We start from the raw sequence: 20,418 nt of genomic DNA, 5'->3' as shown, positions 1-20,418 counted from the left end.
GCTACCTCGCGGAGGTGTTGTCGATCGAGAACGCGACCGTCTTCTCCGTCGTGAGGCCGCTCGTGCTCACGACCTCGACCTTCAGTCCGTACGCGCCGTCCGCGAGCGCCGCGGTGTCGACCACGAGGGTCGGGCGCAGCCCGCTGACGTGACTGCCGCCTGCCGCCACCGTGTTGTCGGTGACCCACGCGTGCGACGGGCCCTTGTTCAGCTCGATCGACGTGTGAGACAGGTCCTCGGCGTTCCCGGCGAGGTCCACCCGGAACGTGACCTTGCCCGACACCGTGTCGCCGTGGGCGACCGAGACGGCCTCGACCTCCGGGTACCGGGTGAGCGTCCAGAAGTGGTCGGCGGTGGCCTCGTCGGAGGCCGTGGTCGTGGTCGCGCCGTTGGCCACCACGACCGTGCCGTCGCGGCCCGCGCCGGACGAGTCGACGAGCTTGGCGCCGCTCGTCTCGTCGAACGCGTAGTGCACGACGTCGCCCGCCCCGGGCTGGCCGGCCGCGAGGGCGGCCACCTCGGACGCGCTCAGGGCGCGCGAGTACACGTTGAAGTCGTCGACGGTCGCGTTGAGCGGCGCGTCGCTCGAGTACTGCGACTTGCCGATGTAGTTGCGCGTGCTCTGGCCGAAGGCGGACGGGTGGTTCGTCATGGTGGTGTTCGTGCCGACGACCTTGCCGTTCACGTACAGGGTCCCGGTGGTGCCGGAGAGCGTGACGGTCAGCAGGGACCACTGGTTCAGCGGCAGGAGGCCCGTCCCGTCGATCCGCTGCTCGCCGCCCGCGCCGCTACCCGTCGTGATGGCGTACCGGAGCGTGCTGCCGTTGTTGAGCGTGAGGAACATGCTCGCGGACGAGCTCGAGCCGATGTCGAAGACGCGCGACCACGACGCGTTCGATGCGGGGTTCACCCACATGGAGACGGTGTAGTCCCCGGCGAGGCTGCTGAGCGCACCCGTGGGCAGCGTGGCGTACGAGGCCGTGTTGCAGAAGCTGAGCGCCTTTCCGACCTTCCCCGGCACGCGCGGGCCGTCGGCGGTGCAGCCCGAGGTGACCGAACCGTCGGTCCACTGGACGACGGGCGCACCCGCGTCCTTGCTCATCGAGCCGACCGCGAGGACGAGTCCGGTGGTCGCGTTGGCCAGGCGGTAGCCGCCCTTCCCGTCGGGGATCGGCTGCCACAGCTGGTTCGTGGTCTGGTCGTCGGCTCCGACGACGGCGGCTGCGCCGTTCGCGGTCGAGGCGTCCTTCGTGCCGAGCACGAGCCCGTCGCCGTCGACCACCTTGTACAGGCCACGGCCCTCGTCGACGAAGGTCCAGCGCTGGCCGGCACCGCTCGCGCCGGGGACCTGCGTGACGCCGCTGCCCGCGTCGGCGCTGGACGCGGCGAGCGCGAGCCCGCTGTTGCCGTTCGAGATCCGGTACGTGCCGGAGAGATCGGTCGCCTTGCCGTGTGCGCGTTGGACGACGACGTGGTACCCGTACGCCGGGTTCATGACGACGGGCACGGAGATCGTCCCGTCGTCGCCCACCTCGTAGCGCGTCGTCGAGATCGTCACCGGTCCGGACACCGGCACCGTGCGCCCGTACGTCGGCGTGTACTCGAGCGTGACGTCGACCCGCTTGCCGACCTTCGTGGTGTCGAGCCCGGCGACCTGGATCGTCGTCGGGCCGGAGTTCCCGCCCGCGATGACCTCGACCCGCTTCTTGTCGGCGGTCACGGACGCGGCGCCGTCGAACAGGGGCGCACCGCCTGACGGCGGAGTGGTGGTGACCATCTTCCCGCTCATGTCGGCGTACCAGGTGTAGAGCCAGTAGGCACCGTTCGGCGTGCCACCCTGCCCGGTGAGCAGGTCGCCGAGCGTCCCGGACTGGTTCCAGAACGGGAGCTCTGCGTTGCGGATCCCGAACCGCTCGAACTTCGCGACGTAGCCGACCAGCGAGCCGGGGATGCCCACCTCGGCCGGCGCCGCGTACTCCTCGATGTCGATCGGCAGCGGGCCGATGCCGTACTTCTTCTCGAGCGCGCGGACCGTCTCGACGTCGCCTTGGATCTTCGACGACCGGATCAGCTCGTGCCAGGCCAGGATGTCGGGCACGGTGTCGGTCTCGACCGCGTTCTTGAGGAAGTTGTCCATGTCGGAGATGTTGTCCGAGAAGGACGGGCCCTGGATCGGGGTCGTGGGATCGATCGACCGGATCAGCCGGTACGTGTGAGTCCAGAAGTCCTCGAACGAGCCGTTCGCCGCGGTGTTCCACGTCCCGTCGGACTCGTTCCACGGCGCGTACGCGGCGAGGTTCGGGACCGTCGCCGGGTTGACCTTGGCGAGCTCGTTCCGGACGACGTCGTCCCAGGTGTCCCAGCTGAACCGGTAGGGCCAGCCCGGGTAGTAGTCGGAGAGGCGGTCGACGACCTTGGCGCCGAGGGCATCCGAGACGGGCGCAGTCACGAGGATGTCGCCCGTGGCCTGCTGCGTGCCGCCCGACGGCTTCATGACGAACTCGCTCGGCTTGATCGCCCGGGCGAGGTCGAGGCTCGGCTTGGTCGCGTCCGCCAGCCCGTAGAGCGAGCCGGACGCGACGTGGGTCACGTCGCGGAAGGGCTGGTCGGCGTGGACGACGAGGGTGTCCGCGGGATCGGACGACATCGCCACGGGGTTCGGCGCATCGGCCGCCTGGGCGGTCGGCGTCGCGACAGCGAGCCCGAAGGAGGCGGTCGCGAGGGCGGCGGCGATCGCCGCCGGCCGGACCGCGCCGCGGCCGCGGTGGTGGGTGGATCTGGACATCGTTGGTGCTCCCTTGCATCCGTTGGTGTGTCAGTCCTGCGCTACGAGCAATTGATGTGAGCGCTCACACGGCGCCGGCCGCGCACCTCCTCCCGGTCGTTCTCGTCGCTCGGTTATCCGCGGCCCGCTCAGCCGCGCCGGACGTGGTCGGCGGCGAGCGTCAGGTACACCGCGGCCGTCCAGGTGTAGGCGCGGTCCCGCAGACCCGCGCCCGTGCGGGCGTCGAAGTTCTCGGCGAAGCCCGAGCGCTCGCAGAGCGCGCGGAACCGCGCGCTCACGGTGTCGGCGAGCTCGGTGAAGCCCGAGACCCGGAGCCCGTCCTCGATCAGCGCGGTCGACGGCGCCCAGATCGGCCCGCGCCAGTAGCCGTCGTCCTCGTAGTGCGGCGAGGTCACCGGCTCCGTCGCGGGGCCGTGCTCGGTGAGGTGGGTGACGAGGCGGTCCGCGAGCGCCGTCCGGACGTCGGCGGGCAGCCGGTCGCCGAGCACGAGGGGCAGGAGATTGAGCAGGCTCGTCGCCGTGCTCCGCTCCCCCGACAGCGCGCCGACCGCGACGAGCTCGCTGCCGGTCCAGAGCTCGTCGAGCAGCGCCTCGAGCAGCGCGTCCCGCGCGCCCTTCCACGTCTCGGCGGGCCGCCCGAGCTCCTCGGACAGGTCCGCGAGCACCTCGAGCTGGAGCGCGAGGAAGCCGGCGAGGTCGGGCGACTCGATGACGCGGTCCCGGTCGAACGTCGTCGCGTTGTCCCAGCCGCTGTCGTTGCCGTGCTGGTAGTAGGGCAGGGCGTGGCCGGGTCGCCGACGGCGCTCGAGCCAGAATCGCGACCAGCGGGCCAGCCGGTCGTGGACCTCGGTGAGCTCGTCCCGCGTGAGCTCGCGGCCGGCCGTCGCCCGCAGACGGCGCAGCGCCCAGCCGTGGATCGGCGGCTTCACGTAGTTGTAGAGCACCTCGGAGTGCGTGATCGAGTCCGGCAGCGCGCCGCACGCGTCCTGGTGGTCGAACGGCGCGAGGAACTGGTCGAGCGCGGCGTCGGGCAGGCCGGGGGCGAGCGCGAGCGCGTTGAAGCAGTGGTCCCAGCTCCAGAGCTTGTCCATCCAGTGCTTCGACATCAGGACGGACTCGCGGGTCGCGAAGCCCTCCGGCGCGACCGTCGCCGACCACAGGACGTAGGCGGCGAGCTCGGCGGCCGGCGTCCGCTCGTCGCGCCACGGCGCGACCGCGTCGACGTACGCGCCGAACGCGCTCGACACCGCGGCGACGGCCGCGTCGAACGACCGCGCCGCCTCGTACGCGGGCGCCCCGGACGTCGTCTCCTCGACCGTCGCCTCCCACGGGCCGCCGTCGGCCCCCAGCACGACGGCGCGCTCGGCGACGCCCAGCGCCTCCCCGCCGACGACGTCCACGGCGCCCCGCAGCGACGTCACCCGGTACCGGCGTCCGGTCTCGTAGGACGTGAACACGACGGCGTCGTCGACCGGGTCGACGTAGAGGTAGGTGCCCGTGAAGGGAGTCAGTCCCGCGGCGGCGTCGGCGAGCCGGAGCCCGAGGCCCGTGCCCCGCAGGCGCAGCGTCTCGAGCCCGTCGAACACGGCCTCGACCGTGCCGTCCCGCCCGTCCGCCCCGGGCGCCGACCACGTGAAGACGCTCGGCTGCGCGTGCCACCCGGCGTCGACGACGTCGCCGCCGCGGACGGGCTCGAGCCGCAGGACGCCGTGCATCCCGTTGCGGTGCGACACGAGGTGGACCGCGTCGGTCGTCGTGTGCAGGGCGGTCACGGGAGACAGGTCGAGCCAGGAGCCGCGCGTCGAGAACGGGATCTCGCGCAGGTCGAAGGTCAGGGTGGCGGGCGCGCCGCGGTGGTCCATGGAGGTCCTCGCTGAGGTGGTGACGGTGGGGTGGTGAGTACGGGGCCGGGGCGCCCGTCAGTCCTTGACGGCGCCCGCGGTCACGCCGGCGGCGACGTAGCGCTGGGCGACGAGCAGGAGGATCGCGGTCGGGATCGACGCGAGGACGGCGGTCGCCATGAGCTCGCCCCACTGCTGGTTCTGCGAGCCGATGTAGTCGTACAGGCCCATCGTGATCGGGCGCAGCTTGCCGCCGTCGCGGTTGAGGGTCGACGCGAACAGGAAGTCCGACCACGCCCACAGGAACGCGAACAGCCCGACCGTCACCGCGGAGTTCCGCGCGACCGGCATCACGACGGACCGGAACGTCCGCCAGTACGACGCGCCGTCGATCTGGGCGGCCTGCAACAGCTCGCGCGGGATCCCCGTCATGAACGCGGCGAAGAGCATGACGCCGAACGGGACCGCGATCGTGGAGTCGGCCAGGATCAGCCCAGGCACGGTGTCGAGGATCCCGAGGTTCGTGTAGATGGTGTAGAAGCCGAGCGCCATCACGACGGCCGGGATCATCTGGGCGACGATCAGCAGGAAGCTCAGCACGCGGCGACCGGGAAGCACGAGCCGCGACAGCGCGTACGCGGCGGGCGCGGAGATCGCGAGCGTCAGCACGACCGTGCCGACGCCCACGAGGATGCTCGTGCCCAGGTACGGGAGCTGGTCGTGCAGCACGACGTCGTAGTGCTCGAGCGTGAACGCCTTGGGGTAGAGGTCCCCGTTGCGGATCGCCCCGCGCTCGGTCAGCGAGACGTTGATCATCCAGTAGAGCGGGAAGAGCATGACGGCGGTCAGCACGACCCCGAGCACGGTCTTCCACCAGGTGCGGGTGACGCGGTCCATGGTCAGTCCTCCTGGCGGCGCTGGACGAACAGGTAGACGAAGCCCATGACCAGCGCGACCAGCAGCAGGATCGAGCCGACGGCGGAGGCCTGGGAGTACTTGATGACGGCCGACGTCCCCTTGCCGAAGGCCATCGAGTAGGCCCAGGTCGCGAGGGTCTGCGAGGTACCGGTGCCCATCGTCATGATCCAGACGATGTCGACGACCTTGAGCGTGTAGACGAACCCGAGCAGCAGCGTGATGGCGGTGACCGGGCGCAGCAGCGGGAACGTGATGGACCAGAACTGGCGCCACGCGCCCGCGCCGTCGAGCGACGCCGCCTCGTACAGGTCGGCCGGAACGTTCTGCAGCCCCGAGTAGAGGATCACGAGGTTGAACGGGATCCCGAGCCAGATGTTCGCGATCGTCACGGCCCACAGCGAGTGGTCGGCATTGAGCCACCACACCGGGTCGACGCCGAACACGCCGAGCAGGCGGTTGATGATCCCCGAGTCGGCGTCCATCATCCACTGCCACGTCGTCGCCGAGACGATGATCGGCAGCAGCCACGGCACGAGGAACAGGCCGCGCAGCAGGCCCGAGAGCGGGAAGCCGCGCCGGAAGAACACCGCCAGCGCCAGTCCGATCGCGTACTGGAAGACCAGCGACACGATGACGAACGTCGCCGTCTGTCGGACGATCGGCCAGAACTGCGGCGAGCCGATCACCTCGCGGTAGATGTCGAGCCCGACGAACGGGGCCTGGCCCGTGACGAACGTGGCACGCGTGAACCGGTGCAGGCTCATCGACACGTTCTCGTAGAGCGGGTAGGCGTAGAGCAGCGCCAGGTAGATCACGAGCGGTGCCACGAACGCGAGGCCGGCCCACGTGCTGGGCCTGATCCTGCGGCGCCGCGGCGGCGCGTCGCCGAGCTCGGCACGCTGCGCCTCGAGCGCCGGCTCGAGCGAGGGCGCAGGTGCGGGGGTGTGGATGCCCACGGGTCTCACCATTCGTCGTCGTACGGGTGGAACGGTCGTGCGGGTCGGGCGCGGCGGCGGCGAGCGTGCGTCGGCCGCCGCCGCACCCGGTCGAGGCGGGTCAGCCCTGGGCGTCCTGGGCGGCCTGCTTGAACGCGTCCCCGACCTGACCCGAGTCACCGGCGGCATTGAGCGAGGTCTGCAGCGCGGTCGAGATCGCCGCCGACGTCACCGTGTACTGGGCGCCGAGGTCGCTCGTGCGGCCCTGCGCGCTCTCGATCGCGGCAGCCCACGGCGTCCAGATCTTGTCGGACGCGATCTGCGTCTGGCGCAGGTCCTTGTTCGCGGCGAAGTAGCCGAGCGCGTCCGCCGTCTTGACCTGGTTGTCCTTGCCGACCAGGCAGTCGATGACCTGCTTGGCGTTCGCGTAGTGCGCCGAGGAGTCCTTCTTCTGCATCGGCGCGAGCGCGAACTCACCGCCCGTGGGGACCGGTGCGGCGCCCTCGGCCTTGCCGGGGATCGGCACCATCACGGCGTGGAACTTCTGCTCCGAGGCGGCCTTCGCGAACCAGGAGCCGTTCTCCGCGAACGCGTACTTGCCCGTGAGGAACAGGTCCCACGAGGCGGACTGGTTGTCCGTCGTCGCCGACTTGGGGGCATAGCCCTTGCCGATCCAGTCGGACAGGAGCTGGCCGGCCTCGGTCGCCTGCGCCGAGCCCGGGTCCTTGAGGTTCGCCCCGGCGCCCCAGAACCAGGGCAGGAACTGGAAGACGCCCTCCTCGCCGGAGATGCCCGCGAACGTGATGCCCTTGGAGCCGGCCTTCGTGACCTTCTCGAGGGCCGCGTTCAGGCCGTCCCACGAGGTCAGCGTCGACGGGTCGACGCCGGCCTTGTCCAGGATGTCCTTGTTGTAGTAGAGGCCCAGGGTGTTGGCGCCGACCGGGACGCCGTAGGTGACGTCGTCAACCGTGCCGGGACCGGCGAGGTTGGCGTCGAAGCCCGACGTGTCGATGCCGACGTCCGAGGCCGGGGCCAGCAGACCCGAGCTCGCCGCCTCCGGCACGGCCGGGTTGTCGAGCAGGATGACGTCGGGCGCGTTGCCCTCCTTGACCGCGGTCGTGAGGTTGTTGAGCAGGTCGGCCGTCGGCGCGGTCGTGCGCTTGAGCGTCGTGCCCGCCGGTGCGCACGCCTGGACGTACTTCGCCCAGTCGGAGGTGTCGTCGTACTGGGGGTACGGGTCCCAGAAGGTGACGGTCGTGAGCTTCGCCGACGACGAGTCGTCGCCCGAGCTGGGCGAGTCGCTGCTGCAGGCGGCGAGCGTGGTGACGAGGGCGGCACCGGCTGCGACGCCGGCCACCTTCGCGAGGCGGGTGGAGCGGGTGGTGATCACAGGAGGTTCCTCTCTGAATCGTGCTGTGTCATGGTGGGGCGGCGTTGGCGAACCGATTCGACAGCCAGTGGAGAGCGCGGGCTCAGTGGTGTGTCGAACGTGTCGCGGCGACCGGTCGGGTGCTTCCGCGGTCCCGGAGGACCGGTGCGACGAACCGGGCGACCGGCGGGCCGGCGTCCGGGGCTCGGGTGATGCGGCGGACGAGCTGGGCCACGCCGCTGCGGCCGAGCTCGTCGGCCGCGGACTCGACCGCGGTGAACGGGAGCGAGAACTCCTCGCCGAAGTCGCGCGAGTACAGGGAGACGACGCTGAGGTCGTCCGGTACGCGCAGGCCGCGGTCCCGCAGGATGCCGGGGAGCGCGGCGATCGTCGCGTCGTTGTGGACGACGAGGCCCGTCGCCGCCGGGTGGGCGTCGAGGATCGCGTTGACGCTCTCCCCGATCGCCGGTGAGCGGGACTCGCCGTAGTACGCGTGGATCTGCAGCCCGTAGCGGGCGGCGCGCTCGATCGCGGCGTCCCGGAACCGCCACACGTACGAGCCGCCGCGTTCGACGACGTGGTGCGGCGGCGAGACCAGGACGATCTCGCGGTGCCCACGCTCGTTCAGGTGGTCGACCAACATGCGCGCGGCCTCGCCGAAGTCGAGGTCGATCACGTCGAGCTCGCGCGTGTCGCGCGGCAGCCCGATGAGGACGCCGGGCTGGCGCACCTCGCGCAACGACGGGATCCGGGGGTCCTCGGAGGTGACGTCCAGGAGGACGAAGCCGTCGACCATGTCGGAGTCGCCGATCCGGTGGATCGCATGCGGCCCGTCGGGGTCCGTGACCATGAGGATGTCGTAGCCCTCGGACCGCGCCGCCTGGGAGACCGGCAGCACGTACTGGAGCATCGCCGGCGCGAACTCGTCCACGTGGAACTGCAGCAGCAGCCCCAGGACCATCGTCTGCGACGTCTTGAGTGCCCGCGCCCCCGCGTTCGGGGTGAAGCCCAGCTCGGCGACCGCGCGCTCGATCCGCTCACGGGTCTCCGCCGAGATCGTGCGCTTGCCCGAGAGCGCGTACGAGACGGTGGAGCGGGAGACGCCCGCGTGACGGGCGACGTCGCCGATGGTGGTCATCGGGTCTCCGTTTCATCGTCGAACCGGTTCGAAAGCCCTGGGGCGATCCGAGCTGCGGTGGTCGGGGTTGATGTGAACGCTCACATCGATGGCGAGATACTAACCGCCCTGCGCCCGCTGCTGTCAACCCCTCCCCGACGAAACCGAGCCGCTGACGGTGACCTTCCGTTCGCCGAGGGTGACACTCCGTTCGCCGAAGGTGACGCTCCGTTCGCCGAGGGTGACGTTGCGTTCGCCGAGGGTGACGTTGCGTTCGCCCAGGGTGACGCTGCGTTCGCCGAGGGTGACGCTGCGTTCGCCGACGGTGGCGCCCCGTTCGCCGAGGGTGACGCTGCGTTGGGAGGCGGCGCTTGAGGCAGGCAAGCGCGTGGGCGCGGGGAGGTGGCGAAGGGCGTCAAGGAGTGCGCACGGCACCTCGGGCCGAAGCGCGACAGCCCGAACCCGCTCGCCGCACGCGCGCGCGAACCCAGCCGACGTCACCCTCGGCCAACGGAGTGTCACCGTCGGCGAACGGGACGTCACCGTCGGCGAACGGGACGTCACCGTCGGCCAACGCGACGTCACCGTCGGCGAACGGGACGTCACCCTCGGCGAGCAGGACGTCACCCTCGGCGAACGCGACGTCACCCTCGGCGAACAGCACGTCACCGTCGGCGAACAGCACGTCACCGTCGGCGGACGGGGCGTCACCGTCGGCGAACGGGCCGGCCGCTCTGCGGAGCGGCCGGCCCGTCGTCGGGCTTGGGTCAGCTCACCTTCTTCCAGGGGCCGTTCGCCGCGCCTGGCACCTGGTTCCGGGTCCACCACTGCGCGACGTACGTCGCACCCTGGTACTCGACCTGGTCCCCGGTGTCGAAGATCCGCGACCCGGTCCAGAGCGCCGTGCCGTCCGCCGTCTGGGCGAGCTCCTGCCACGGCCCGTTCACGTCGCCGGGCTTCTGGTTCTGCGTCCACCACGACGCGAGCCAGACGGACCCGCCAGACGAGACGAGGTCGCCGGTGTCGTAGACGGCCTTCGGGTCCCAGGTGCGTACCGTGAGCGTCACGGTGTACGTCGTCGACGCGGTCCCGTCCTCGCTGCGGACGGTGACCTTCGCGGTCGCGGGGTCGCCGGTCGCCTGCCGGACGGTCACGTCGGCGTACGGGTCGGCGGCGACGGCCCCGACCTGGGGGATCCCGCCGTTCGTGGCGGCGACGGTGTAGTCGGTCCGGTCGGGCGAGAACCCGGGCACGCCGGTCCCGCCCGTGGTCAGGGACGCGAGCGTCGCGTCGGACGACTGCCCGGGCGACTTCGCGAGGAGCTGCACCTCGCTCACGGTGAGGTACCGCCCGCCGGCCGGGTTGGTGAACAGGACCCGGAGCGTCGTGGTCGGGCTCCCGGACGTGACGGGCACCTCGACGACGGGCGCCGCGCTCCCGCTCGCCGTGACCGGCACGTCGGCGCTCACGGCCTTCCACGTCCCGTCGGCGGCCTGCTGCTGCACCTGGACGGAGTCGGACCAGCTCACGTTCGAGCCGTCCTTGTAGAAGTAGACCTTGACCGCGCCGACGTCCTGGGTCTCGGGCAGCCCGAACGTGAGCGTCTCGCTCGCGTCCTGCGTGCCGGACTTCCAGGTCGACCAGCCCTTCTCGGTGGTGACGCCGTTGATGACGTTGGTCGCCGGGTAGCCGCTCTCCGTGTACGAGGCGGCCACGGTGGTCCCGGGGTCCGCCGCGACGTTGGCGAGCACGGGCTTCGTGACCTGGATGCGAACCGTCGCGGCGAGGTCGGTGCCGTCGAGCGTGGCGACCTTCCCCGTGAGTGTCACGACCCCCACCTGGTCGTACGCGCCCGACGGCGCCGTGTCCCAGGTGACGGGCCGCGAGACCTCGACCCCGCCCGTCGTCACCGCCGTGACGGTGGCCGGCAGCTCGGGCGCCGCACCGACGTACGTCTTGGCGCGCGCCGGCTCGGACGACGCCAGGGTGTCGATCGTGACGGTCGCGGTCGCTGCGACGCTCTCACCCAGGGCCGTGGTCGCGGTGCCCGCCACGGTGACCGTTCCGGCCTTCTTCCACGGGTTCCCGTTCGGGATCTTCCACGTCACCGGCAGCGCGCCCCGCGCACCGTCGGGGTAGACGGGCGTCACCGTCGCGGGCAGGTCGGGGGTACGGCCGGGGACGGTGTAGACGGCGACCGGCCGGGTCGACAGCACCGTGTCGTCGACGATCGTCCACCGCTGGTTCGCGCCGGAGTTCGGCTGGTAGACGTCGACGGGCGAGCCGTCCGCCGTCTTCTGGCCACCGACCTCGAGCACCGCGGTCCGTCCGACGTTGACCAGCACGTACGTGCCGTCACCGGTCGTGGACAGCGACCAGCGGGCCGTCGCGGCCGCGGAGGCTGCGGCGTCCTTCGTGAGCACCAGCGCACCCGTGCCGTCGACGGCGAGCACGGCCCCGGTCGACGCGGAGGTCACCCGGTACGTGGCACGCGTGCTGTCGCCGCCCGCGAGCTTGGTGAAGCGCCAGAGCTGACCCGCCGCGGCGTCGTCGGACGTGCGGATGACCGCGGACGCGCCGTCGTCGGTCGTGGCGAGCGAGCGCCCGCTCTGGACGCCGGCGAGCCGGTAGACGTGCCCGTCCTGGACGACCGGTGCGTCCTTCGCGACGCCGGACACGCCGTGCACGACGAACGTCGTGACCGAGCGGGGGGGCGCGGTGAGCGTGGCCGCGCCGTCGACGACGGCGACCGCCTTCCCCGTCACGAGCGCGCCGTCGGCCGAGGTGACGACGGGCGTGACCGTCGCGCCCTCGGTGTGCGCGAACGTCCCGAGGTCGAGCGTGAGGGTCTGGGCGCTCGTCGCGTCGTTGGTGTGGACGACCGTCGCGCCCGTGCCCGACGCGTCCACCGCGGCGGTGCTGGCGGTGTCGTTCGTGGGCACGAGGTGGTCGCCGGGGCGGATGTAGTGCGTGAAGTTCCGGATGGTGTCGAACTTGGTGTTGGTCCGGATCTGGCAGTCCGCGAGCGTGTCGGTCGACGTGCAGTCGAACGGCATCTGGATCTCGCCCCAGTTCGCACCGGCCGCGCTCTCGCCGCCGGGCGCCATGTTGTCGTAGTCCTCGACGGGCTGCCACAGCACCCACGCCGACGGGTCGAGCTCGCGCAGGTCGTCGGTGATGTGGGACGCCATGCCGATGCCCGGGTCCATGCTCGTGAAGCTCTGCCCGCTCCCCCACGAGCCCTCGACCTCGCTCATCCACAGCGGCTTGTCGACCGCCTTGGCGATGTCGCGGACGGCGGTGCGCTGCCCGGTCCCGTACGTGTGGACGTTGAGCCGGCTCACGGCCGCGCGGGCCGCGTCGGTGTAGCCGAACCAGTCGGTGACGAACGTGCCCGGGTTCGTCTCGTCCATGGCCGCGATCTGCGCCCTGGTGCTCGAGGAACCGAGCGCGGCCTGCAGCGAGACCGCGACCTTCGACATGAGCGCCGGGCTCATGTGCGCGCCCTCCTGGCGGCCGCCCGTCGGGTTGCCGTCGCTGCCGAGCGTCGTGCCCCAGTAGTTGGTGTTGGGCTCGTTGAACGGGTCGATCGACGCGAAGCTGATCCCGTGGGACTGCTCGAGGTGGTCCACGACCTCGGTGAGGTAGCGCGTGTAGTCGTCGACCGAGCCGGTCTTGAGCTGGTCGGTCGTGGCGCCGAAGCTGCCGGACACGTAGCCGCTCGTCGTCATGAACCACGGCGGGGAGTTGCTGAACGCCTCCCACGTCGTGGGCTGGTCCTTGGTGGCGTCGAGCTGCTTGACCTTGTCGATCCACCAGGTCTGGTTGGGGTCGGCGTCCCAGTTCCAGTCGGCCGGGTCGTCGGGGTCCCACCAGTCGACGTCGGTGCGCGTCGTCCCGGCGGGCGCCTTCCACCAGCCCGGGATCGCGCCGCCCGGCCGCAGGTACGCGGGGACGTCGGGCGCGTTGCCGCCGCCGATGTTGAAGCGCGCGATGTTGAGGTTCAGGCCGTCCTCGCCGAACACGAGGTCGGCGAGCTTGTCCTTCACCTCGTCGGAGTAGCCGCCGCTGACCTCGGCGAACCAGGCGAGGCTCGTGCCCCAACCCTCGAACGCGGGTCCCTGCTGCGACGCGTCGGGCGTGATCACGAGGCCCGGATCGGTGGCCGCGGCGGCCGCGGCGGTGGGCTGCGCCGTCGGGGCCGCGGCTGCGGTGCCCGCGACGGTGCCGGTGAGCGCCAGGGCTGCGGCGGCCGCGCCGGCGACGCCGGCTCCCGCCTTCCGGCTCCGGCGTCGCGACGCGCCGCCGGGTTCCTTCAGTGGTGCCATGGGTCGAGCCTCTCTGCATCGTTGCGGAACAGGATCGAGGGGGCCGCCGACGGCGCCCTCAGCCAGGGATGGTGACGTCACCATCCCTGGCGACGACGCCCCCTCCGCGGGCAGCGCCCGGGCGGAGGGGGCGTCGGGTCAGGAGGTGGCGGGCCCGGTGCGCAGGACGGCGACACCGTGCGCGCCCAGCGCGACCACGCCGTCGTCGCGCTCGCCCACGAGGAGCTCGCCCGGGGCGGCGACGGTGACGCGGCCCGCGGTGCGGTTCACGAGGAAGACGAACGTGTCGGTGCCGTCCGTCCGGACGACCCGCTCGACGGTGCCCCGCGCGGACGCCGGGAGCTCGCTCGCGACCTCGGCGCCGTCGAGCAGCGAGGGCAGCACGGTCGCGATGCCCTCGACGCCGAGCCGGGTCGACACGTAGGCCGCGGACCCGCGGCCGGCGGAACGCCGGGTGACCGCGGGGCGGCCGGCGAGCGGCCCGGACAGGTACGACGCGACCACCGCGGTGGCGGGGTCCGTGAGCTGGACCGGCTCGCTCCACAGCGTGCCGACCGCGCCGGTCGACAGGCGCACGGAGTCGCCCTCGAGCAGCGGCGCGAACTCCTCGACGCGGACGCCGAGGACGTCGCGCAGCGCACCCGGGTAGCCGCCGAGGTAGATCCGGTCGTCGGCGTCGGCGATCCCCGAGAAGTACGTGGCGACGAGGTGGCCGCCGTCCTCGACGTAGGTGCGCAGGCGCTCGGCGGTCTCCTCCGGCACGAGGTACAGCACGGGCGCGACGACCATCGCGTAGCCCGACAGGTCGGCGTCCACCGGGACGACGTCCGCCCGGACGCCCGCGTCGAGGAGCGCGCCGTACCAGTCGAGCGCCTCCTGCCGGTACCGCAGCAGCGAGGTGGGGTGCGAGTCGAGCTCGCTCGCCCACCACGAGTCCCAGTCGAACAGGATCGCGACGGGCGCGGCCTCACGCACCGAGCCCACGACGGGCGCGAGCGCCTCGAGCGTCCGGCCCAGCCGGACGACGCCGCGGAAGAGCTCCGAGTCGGGTCCGGCGTGCGGGAGCATCCCCGAGTGGTACTTCTCGGCGCCCGACGCCGACGCGCGCCACTGGAAGAAGCACACGGCGTCCGCTCCGTGCGCGACGTGCGTGAGCGCGTCGTGCAGCAGCATCGCGGTGCTCTTCGGCAGGTTGACGTCCTGCCAGTTGACGGCGCTCGTGGCGTGCTCCATGAGGTACCACGGCTTGCCGCCGGCGATGCCGGACGTGAGGTTCGCGGAGAACGACAGCTCGTCGTCCGCGCGCTCGACGGCCTGGCGGTAGTGGTCGTTCGACACGAAGTCGAGGTCCGCCGCCCAGTCGGCGTAGTCCATGCCGCGCGTCTCGCCCATGACCATGAAGTTCGTCGTCACCGGGACGTCCGGCGTGAGCCGGCGGAGCACGGCGGCCTCGGCGCGGAAGTGGTCGCGCAGCGCGTCGGACGAGAACCGCTTGAAGTCGAGCTGCTGCGTCGGGTTGGGGTAGCTCGCCGCGAGACGGGGCGGCAGCACCTCGTCGAACGACCCGTAGCGCTGGGACCAGAAGCTCGTCCCCCACGCGTCGTTGAGCGCGTCGGACGTCTTGTACCGGTCGCGCAGCCAGGACCGGAACGCGTCCGCCGCGTCCGACGAGTAGTCGTACACGTTGTGGCAGCCGAGCTCGTTGGACACGTGCCACGCGACCAGCGCCGGGTGGTCGCCGTACCGCTCCGCCATCGCGCGCACGAGCCGGAGCGCGTGCTCGCGGAACACCGGCGAGGTGGGCCGCCAGTGCTGGCGCGCACCCGGCCACAGGGTCTCGCCACGCTCGTTCACGGGCAGGATCTCGGGGTGCGCGGTCGTGAGCCACGGCGGCGGCGAGGCGGTCGCGGTGGCGAGGTCGACCGCGATCCCGTTCGCGTGCATGAGGTCCATGACCTCGTCGAGCCACGCGAAGTCCCACGTGTCGGCGGCCGGCTGCAGCTTGGCCCAGCTGAAGACGGCCAGCGTCACGATGTTCACGCCGGCCTCCCGCATGAGGCGCGCGTCCTCCGCCCACACCTCCCGGGGCCACTGCTCCGGGTTGTAGTCGGCGCCGTAGGCCACGCGCAGGGCGCCGTCGGCGGAGGCGTCGGCGAGGCGACTGTCCTGGGCCGGCCGGCGGAGCCAGCGGTGCTGGACGGGCGGTGTCATGGGTCTGTCCTCCGGGGTGGGGCTCGTGGTGGCGGCGCGGTCGGCGCCGGGCCCCCGCGGCCGACGGCGTCGCCGTCGGCCGCGGGGGTGCGGGCTACTTGTTGACCGAGAAGCCCTGCTGGTTGCCGTACTCGACCGACTTGTCCTGCCACGCCTTAAGACCGTCGGTGAGCGTCGTGCCGCCGTTGTAGGCCTTGCCGACGGTGTCGTTGAAGATCGAGTTCGCGTAGACCTGGAAGGGCAGGTAGCTCCAGCCCGTCACGACGTCCTCCGCCGACTGCGCGAGGACCTCGTTGATCTTCTGGCCGCCGAAATAGTCGGACGTGGCCGACAGGAAGTCCTGCGACTTCAGGGTCGCGGTCGTCGCCGGGAAGGCGCCGCCGTCGACTCGGATCTGGACGCCCTCGTCGACGGTCGCGAACTTCGTGAACGCGTACGCGAGCGCCTTGTTGCTGCTGGCGTCGGTCACGGCGAGCGACGAGCCGCCGTTCTCGGAGCTGGCCTTCTCGCCGGCCGTCCACTGCGGCAGCGGCGCGACCCGCCAGTCGCCCTTCGCGGCGGGCACGCCCGACTCGAGGTTGGCGGGCATCCAGGCGCCGATCGCGAGGGTCGCGATCGTGCCGTCGCCGAGGCCCTTGTACCACTCGTCGCTCCAGGAGCTGACGGGGGCGACGAGCTTGCCGTCGAGGAGCTTCTGCCAGGTCGACGCGAACTTCTGCGTCCCGGCGTCGTTCGTGAAGTCGATCTTCACGTTCGTGCCGTCGACGGTGTACGGCTTGCCGCCGGCCTGCCAGATCATGCTGGTCGTGAAGCCGGCGTCACCGGTGTCGTTGGTGATGTACGCCTTGGGGTTCGCGGCGTGGAGCTTCTGCGCGTCCGCGACGTACTCGTCCCACGTCGTCGGGACGGTCAGCTTGTACTTGTCGAAGACCTTCTTGTTGTAGAAGAGCGCCATGGGGCCCGAGTCCATGGGCAGGCCGTCGATCGCGTTCCCCTGCTTGACCGAGTTCCACGGCCCGGGCGTGAAGGTGCCGTCGAGCGACGCCGCACCGAACTCGCTGAGGTCGGCCACGGACTTGCCGAGCGCGAACTGCGGCAGCGCGTAGTACTCGATCTGCGCGACGTCGGGCACGCCCTTGCCGGCCTTGATCGCGTTCTGCAGCGCGGTGTACTGGTCGTTGCCGGTGCCGGCGTTCACGAGGTTCACCTTGACGTTCGGGTACTTCTTCTCGAACGCGGGGACGACGTCCTTGAGGGTGGGCTCCCACGCCCACACCGTGATGGAGCCGCCCTTGGCGAGCGCGTCCTCGACCGCGGACGTGTTCGCGGGCTTCGGCGTGCTGCCGGAGTCGTCGGAGGAGCTGCTGCACGCGGCGAGCGCGAGCGACAGGGCTCCGACGATCGCGCCACCGGCGAGGAGCCGGCTGCGTCGGGTGATGCGGGACATGGGGATTCCTCTCACTTCTTCGTGGTCGAGACCGGACGGGCGCGGCCGGCCTCGGGGTGCGCGGGCGCGCGGTGGGTGAGGCTCACTCCTTGACGCCGCCGGCCGCGAGGCCGGACTGCCAGAAGCGCTGGAGCAGCAGGAAGGCCGCGATGAGCGGCACGATCGTGAGGAGCGAGCCGGTGATGACGAGGTTGAAGATCGCCTGGCCGCCGGCGGTCGCCGCCTGCGCGTTCCACTGGTTGAGCCCGAGCACGAGCGGGTACCAGTGGGGGTCCTTGAGCATGATCAGCGGAAGGAAGTAGTTGTTCCACGTCGCGACCATCGTGAACAGCAGGACCGTGACGAGGCCCGGGGCGAGCAGCGGGGCGCTGACCTTGAAGAACGTCCGGACCTCGCCCGCGCCGTCCATGCGGGCGGCCTCGAGCAGCTCGGTGGGGATCGCGTCGTTCGCGAACACCCACATGAGGTAGAGCCCGAAGGGCGAGATCAGCGAGGGCAGGATCACCGCCCACGGCGTGTTGGTGAGCCCGAGCTTGCTGAACAGGAGGAACGTCGGCACGGCGAGCGCCGTCCCGGGCACCGCGACCGCGCCGATGACGACGGCGAACACGGCCTTCTTGCCGGGAAAGCTGAACTTCGCCATCGCGTACCCGCCGAGGGTCGCGAGGAGCGTGGCTCCCCCGGCGCCCACCACCACGTACAGCAGGGTGTTGAGCAGCCAGCGCAGGAAGATGCCGTTGTCGTAGGTCAGCGTGTCGTGGATGTTGCTCCACAGGGCGAAGTCGCTGTCGAACCAGAGCCCGAACGACGAGAACAGGCCCGCCTGGGTCTTCGTGGAGTTGATGACGAGCCACGCCAGCGGGACCAGCGCGTACAGGAGGACGATGCAGGTCAGGACGGTGAGCGTGACCGACCGGCGCGGCTTGTCGACGCTGTGCGTCCGACGACGGCCGGCGGTCGCGGGGCGCGTGACGCGCGGGGAGAGGGTGCTCGCGGCCATGGGTCAGTTCCCCCGTCGCATGCCACGCAGCTGGACCGCGTAGGCGATGATCATCGTGATGACGCCCATGACGATCGCGATCGTCGCCGAGTAGTTGTACTGCTGCCCGGAGAAGGACAGCGAGTACGCGTACAGGTTGGGCGTGAAGTAGGTGGAGATCGAGTTCGGCGCGAGCGACTTGAGGATGCTCGGCTCGTTGAAGAGCTGGAAGCTGCCGATGATCGAGAAGATCGTCGCGATGACGAGCGAGCCGCGGATGGCCGGCACCTTGATGTGCCGGACGATGCGCCACTGGCTCGCCCCGTCGATCTCGGCCGCCTCGTACAGCGACGTCGGGATGACGCGGAGCGCCGCGTAGAAGATCAGCATGTTGTAGCCGACGAACTCCCACGTGACGATGTTGCCGATCGAGGCGAGGATCCAGCTCGGGGCGAGCGGGTTGGGCAGGTGCCACCCGAACGCGTCGTTGAGGTTCCCGACGAGCCCGAACCGCGAGCCGTACATGAAGCCCCAGAGCAGGCTCGCGACGACGGCGGGGACCGCGTACGGCATGAAGATCGAGATCCGGAAGAAGGTCTTGCCGTAGAGCCGCCCGCTGTCGATCGCCAGCGCCACGAGGAGCGCGATGCCGAGCATGATCGGCACCTGCACCACGAGGAACAGGGCGACCCGGCCGAAGCCGGACCAGAACTCGGGGTCCTGCAGCGCCTGCGTGTAGTTGTCGAGCCCCACGAACGAGTTCCCGCCGACGAGCTGGTTGCGGAACAGGCTCAGGTAGATCGAGTAGACCAGGGGCGCGAGGAACACGAGCGCGAACACGAGCGCGAACGGGCCGAGGAACCCCCAGCCGGTCCACCGGTGCCGGGCTGAGACCGCACGGCGCCGTCGGACGGGCCCGGTGTCCGCGGCACGTGTGACCGCGGGAGCCGCTTGGGACATCGTCGTCAACCTCTTCCTCGGGGTGCTCCACATGGTGACGTCACCATTCATGTCAGCGGAGCACAGATGTTTGCGTAAACATGAACAGAACCGATCATGCATTCACATGGGCCGGGTCGTCAACCGCGCGTGATCACGGTTCGGTGACGATGAGCCGCGCGCGCCCGGTGCGCCGCGCGCCGACCGCGCCGTGCCCGGACGGCGCGAAGGCACACCTCAGGCTACGAACCCCGTCGGCCCGGGGTCGTGGTGCTCGCCCGCACCACGAGCTCGGTCGGGACGACCGTCCGGTGGTCGGTCATGACCTCGCCCTCGAGCTGGCGCGCGAGCAGCGCGACGAGCTCCTCGCCGATCCGGTGGAAGTCCTGGCGGACGGTCGTGAGCGGCGGCCAGAAGTACTCGGCGAGGGGGATGCCGTCGAACCCGACGACGCTCACGTCGTCGGGCACGCGCAGCCCGCGCTCGTAGAGCGCGCGCATGAGGCCGGCGGCCATCTCGTCGTTCGCGGCGAAGACCGCGGTCACGGCCGGGTCGTCGGCGACGCGGACGCCGAGCTCGTACCCGGACCGCGAGGTCCAGTCGCCGCGGAGCGGCTCGGGCACGTCGCGGCTCGCGTCGCGCAGGGCCTCGCGCCAGACCTGGACGCGAACCTCGGCAGGCGCCGACTCCTCGGGGCCGGCGAGGTGATGGACGGTCCGGTGGCCGAGGCCCAGCAGGTGCTCGACCGCCGCCAGCGTGCCGCCGCGCTGGTCCGCGCCGACCGCGGGATGGTGCCCGACGAAGCGCGAGTCCGAGACCGCGACCGGGAGGCGCCGCGGCAGAGCGAGCGAGTCGGGCGTGGCCGTCTCGGCACGGATGATCACGAGGCCGTCGATCGACTGGTGGTCGAGCTGCTTGACCGCGTCGTCGAGGTCCGTCGACGAGGGCGAGCGGACGTCGACCAGGCTCGTGGTGTAGCCCTTCTGGCGCGCCGCCTCGACCACGGCCTCGACGGTGCGCGACTCGCCGGTGCGCGCGAGCTGGTGGGCGATGATCCCGATCGCCCCGAAGCTCCCGTACCGCAGCGCGCGCGCCGCATGGTTGGGCGAGTAGCCCAGCTTCTCCATGGCGTCGAGGACGCGCTGGCGGGTGTCCGGCCGGACGTTGTCCGCGCCGGTGGAGACCCGGGAGACCGTCTGCGCGGAGACGCCCGCCTCGCGGGCCACGTCGCCGATCGACGGACCGATCCTCGTGCGCCCCCGTGCCCGGCCTGCGCGCGGCCCGCCCTCGGTCGACATGGGACCGAGCATATCCGCGCGGACGGTCGGCATCTGTCCGTCGCTGTCAGGTTGGGATCGCATGATTGGTGACGTTAACATCCAGAGCGGGGCGGGCGACCGGCCGGCCTCTGCACCTGACGACGGAGAACAGCGATGCATCCCTTCACCCGCCGACGCGCGATCGTCGAGCACGTGAACGAGCACGGCCTGGTCTCCCTGCACGACCTCGCCACCCTGGTCGGCGCCTCCGAAGCGACGATCCGCCGCGA

Annotated in this window: 15 protein-coding genes; 2 read left to right on the top strand and 13 right to left on the bottom strand. The window is 71.3% G+C overall.

Translation table 11 applies throughout. From position 1 onward, the window contains the following. Position 1 precedes the first annotated feature (1 nt). From ACFT5B_RS05440 to ACFT5B_RS05415, 6 genes are all read right to left on the bottom strand, one after another. On the bottom strand, positions 2 to 2,785 hold the full coding sequence (locus tag ACFT5B_RS05440) for a LamG-like jellyroll fold domain-containing protein (protein ID WP_386796964.1): 2,784 nt from the start codon (positions 2,783 to 2,785) through the stop codon (positions 2 to 4). 128 nt (positions 2,786 to 2,913) lie between these two features. Beyond that, positions 2,914 to 4,647 carry an amylo-alpha-1,6-glucosidase gene (locus ACFT5B_RS05435; protein ID WP_386796963.1) on the bottom strand — a complete coding sequence of 578 codons (1,734 nt, stop codon included), beginning with the start codon at positions 4,645 to 4,647 and terminating at the stop codon, positions 2,914 to 2,916. Positions 4,648 to 4,704: 57 nt separating this feature from the next. Further along, a complete protein-coding gene (locus ACFT5B_RS05430; RefSeq protein WP_386796962.1) occupies positions 4,705 to 5,523 on the bottom strand; it encodes a carbohydrate ABC transporter permease in 819 nt (272 codons plus the stop codon). Positions 5,524 to 5,525: 2 nt separating this feature from the next. After that, positions 5,526 to 6,500, bottom strand: coding sequence for a carbohydrate ABC transporter permease (locus tag ACFT5B_RS05425; protein ID WP_386796961.1), 975 nt, complete (start codon positions 6,498 to 6,500; stop codon positions 5,526 to 5,528). 100 nt (positions 6,501 to 6,600) lie between these two features. Further along, positions 6,601 to 7,869, bottom strand: a complete 1,269-nt coding sequence (locus ACFT5B_RS05420) for an extracellular solute-binding protein (protein WP_386796960.1) — start codon at positions 7,867 to 7,869, stop codon at positions 6,601 to 6,603. Positions 7,870 to 7,951: 82 nt separating this feature from the next. Then, on the bottom strand, positions 7,952 to 8,986 hold the full coding sequence (locus tag ACFT5B_RS05415; protein ID WP_386796959.1) for a LacI family DNA-binding transcriptional regulator: 1,035 nt from the start codon (positions 8,984 to 8,986) through the stop codon (positions 7,952 to 7,954). On the opposite strand from ACFT5B_RS05415, the gene ACFT5B_RS05410 reads away from it, so the two are divergent. Continuing rightward, positions 8,957 to 9,340 (top strand): hypothetical protein, encoded by a 384-nt coding sequence (locus tag ACFT5B_RS05410; protein ID WP_386796958.1) that lies wholly within the window; start codon positions 8,957 to 8,959, stop codon positions 9,338 to 9,340. The genes ACFT5B_RS05415 and ACFT5B_RS05410 overlap by 30 nt on opposite strands. A 40-nt stretch (positions 9,341 to 9,380) precedes the next feature. Here ACFT5B_RS05410 and ACFT5B_RS05405 read toward each other — a convergent pair whose 3' ends face one another. The 7 genes from ACFT5B_RS05405 to ACFT5B_RS05375 form a co-directional block, all read right to left on the bottom strand. Next, positions 9,381 to 9,650, bottom strand: a complete 270-nt coding sequence (locus tag ACFT5B_RS05405; RefSeq protein WP_386796957.1) for a hypothetical protein — start codon at positions 9,648 to 9,650, stop codon at positions 9,381 to 9,383. A gap of 82 nt (positions 9,651 to 9,732) precedes the next feature. Further along, positions 9,733 to 13,293: a glycoside hydrolase gene (locus tag ACFT5B_RS05400; RefSeq protein WP_386796956.1), complete on the bottom strand. Its 3,561-nt coding sequence runs from the start codon at positions 13,291 to 13,293 to the stop codon at positions 9,733 to 9,735. 138 nt (positions 13,294 to 13,431) lie between these two features. Continuing rightward, positions 13,432 to 15,504 carry a beta-galactosidase gene (locus ACFT5B_RS05395; protein WP_386796955.1) on the bottom strand — a complete coding sequence of 691 codons (2,073 nt, stop codon included), beginning with the start codon at positions 15,502 to 15,504 and terminating at the stop codon, positions 13,432 to 13,434. A 94-nt stretch (positions 15,505 to 15,598) separates the two neighbouring features. Further along, on the bottom strand, positions 15,599 to 16,951 hold the full coding sequence (locus ACFT5B_RS05390; RefSeq protein ID WP_386796954.1) for an ABC transporter substrate-binding protein: 1,353 nt from the start codon (positions 16,949 to 16,951) through the stop codon (positions 15,599 to 15,601). Between the two features lie 82 nt (positions 16,952 to 17,033). Then, positions 17,034 to 17,951, bottom strand: a complete 918-nt coding sequence (locus ACFT5B_RS05385) for a carbohydrate ABC transporter permease (RefSeq protein WP_386796953.1) — start codon at positions 17,949 to 17,951, stop codon at positions 17,034 to 17,036. Positions 17,952 to 17,954: 3 nt separating this feature from the next. Then, positions 17,955 to 18,899 carry a carbohydrate ABC transporter permease gene (locus ACFT5B_RS05380; protein WP_386796952.1) on the bottom strand — a complete coding sequence of 315 codons (945 nt, stop codon included), beginning with the start codon at positions 18,897 to 18,899 and terminating at the stop codon, positions 17,955 to 17,957. Positions 18,900 to 19,111: 212 nt separating this feature from the next. Further along, positions 19,112 to 20,167 (bottom strand): LacI family DNA-binding transcriptional regulator, encoded by a 1,056-nt coding sequence (locus tag ACFT5B_RS05375; protein WP_386796951.1) that lies wholly within the window; start codon positions 20,165 to 20,167, stop codon positions 19,112 to 19,114. 135 nt (positions 20,168 to 20,302) lie between these two features. Between ACFT5B_RS05375 and ACFT5B_RS05370 the strand changes: the two genes are divergently transcribed. Continuing rightward, on the top strand, positions 20,303 to 20,418 hold a 116-nt coding region (locus ACFT5B_RS05370), incomplete at its 3' end, for a DeoR family transcriptional regulator (RefSeq protein WP_386797038.1).

This window comes from Luteimicrobium sp. NPDC057192 (genome assembly GCF_042670205.1).
Taxonomy (GTDB): domain Bacteria; phylum Actinomycetota; class Actinomycetes; order Actinomycetales; family Cellulomonadaceae; genus Luteimicrobium.
This window is presented reverse-complemented; position numbering and strand designations above follow the sequence as displayed.